Genomic DNA, 1,722 nt, shown 5'->3' with positions numbered 1-1,722 from the left:
TGCGCGCTGTGGTCCTGCAGCGCCACCATGAACAGGCGCGGCGGCAGCGGCCGGATGCGGCGCGTGACGTGGAGCGTGGCGCCGTCGCCGCGCTGCAGCAGCGTCTGCGAGCACAGCTCGGCGCCGGGTGCCGCGGCACCCGCGGCGGCGGCCTCGGCCCAGAAAGTGAAGTCCTCGGGCGTGGGCAGCAGCGTGTCGGCGGCGGCTCCGAGCACCTGCGCGCGCGGCAGCGCCAGCAGCGCCAGGCCGGCCTCGTTGACGGCGCACACGCGCTGCGTGTCGGCGCGCACCAGCCACACCGCCTCGTTGAGGTTCTCGATCAGCAGCGACCAGGCGGCCAGCACCGCGCCGTCGTCGCCCGGGCCGGGCGCCGGCGCGGCGGGGGGTGGCGGCGGCGCCCAGGGAGCCGCCGCCGGGATGGCACCGGCCAGCGCCACGGCCGCCGGCGCGTCCTCGATGAGCACCGCGGCGGTGGCCGGCCCCCCCTTGGACAGCGCCGGCGACACGTCCGGGTGGCCCGCGCTCACGCAGGCTCTCCGGTGCGGGGCGGGGCCGGCCGGGAGGTGGCGGCGCTCACGTGAACCGCTCCTGCGTCAGCGGCGCCGGGGCGGCGTCGAAGAAGTAGGCCACGCGCTGCGCCGGCGCCAGGTACTGCTGCGCCTCGCGCGGCAGCTGCGCGGGCTTGAGGCTGCGCCGGATGCTCAAGGCGGGCTCGCGCTCCAGGTCCAGCACCAGCGCCTCGTCGCGCGGCACGCGCGCGTCGTGCACCAGCACGCGCGGCTTGAGCGGGCGCGCGGCGTTGACGCTGGCCACCAGCGCGTAGCGGTCGTCGCTGAGCTGCACCACCGAGCCCGGCGGGTACACGCCCATCATGCGCACGAAGGCGCCCAGCAGCCGCGGGTCGTGCCGGGCCTGCCCCTGCGCGTACAGCAGCGACAGCGCCTCGTGCGGCGTGAGCGCGCACGCGGCCAGCGCCGGGTTGCACAGGTTGTCGTAGCGGTTGACCAGCGCCACGATGCGCGCGCCCTGGCTCACCTTGTCGAGGGGCAGCCGCAGCGGGAAGCCGCTGCCGTCGGCCAGCTCGTGGTGCTGCGCGATCACGAGCAGCGCCGCGGGCGGCAGCCCCATGCGCCGCGCATGCGCCACGCCCAGCGCCACGTGCTCGCGGTAGAGCTTGACCTCGGCGCCGGTGAACTGCTCCTCCAGGAAGCGCACGCGATCGGGCAGGTCGATCTTGCCGATGTCGTGCAGCAGCGCGCCCAGTCCCAGCATCATCAGCTCGGCCTCGGCCAGGCCGATCAGCCGCCCAAGCAGCAGCGACAGCACGGTGACGTTGAGCGCGTGCGCCGACCCGCGGTCGCCCACGCTCTCGGTGAGCAGCCGGATCGAGCTCTCGGGGTCCGACAGCATCTGCCGCAGCAGCTCCCCGGTGAGCCGCTCGGTGCGCTCGCGCGCCGCGCCCGGGTCGCCGCTGCGCAGCAGCTCACTGGCCTCGCGCCAGCCGCGGATGGACTCGGCATAGCAGCGCTCGCACTGCGCCTGCGCCGCGCGCTGCGCCACCAGCGCCTGGCGCCGCTGCTGCCGCGCCACCTCCTCCGGGCTCGGCGCCCGCTGCGCCGCGGCCGCGGCCTGGGCCGCCGCGGCGGCGGCCGCCGCGCTGGCCGCCTCGTGCTCGGGCCGGTGGCGGCGCGCGGGGTCCCAGCGCACGCGCTCCAGGCCCAG

Annotated in this window: 1 protein-coding gene and 1 pseudogene; both read right to left on the bottom strand. The window is 77.3% G+C overall.

Translation table 11 applies throughout. From position 1 onward, the window contains the following. Positions 1-527, bottom strand: a pseudogene (locus FJ694_RS36380) (hypothetical protein); the annotation flags it as partial. Positions 528-573: 46 nt separating this feature from the next. Continuing rightward, positions 574-1,722, bottom strand: a 1,149-nt coding sequence (locus FJ694_RS36375) for an HD-GYP domain-containing protein (RefSeq protein ID WP_157272379.1), incomplete at its 5' end; no start/stop codon positions are given.

Source organism: Azohydromonas aeria, assembly GCF_009760915.1.
GTDB classification, from domain to species: domain Bacteria; phylum Pseudomonadota; class Gammaproteobacteria; order Burkholderiales; family Burkholderiaceae_C; genus Azohydromonas; species Azohydromonas aeria.
The sequence above is the reverse complement of the archived record's forward strand: the minus strand, read 5'-3'. Positions and strand labels throughout refer to the sequence as shown.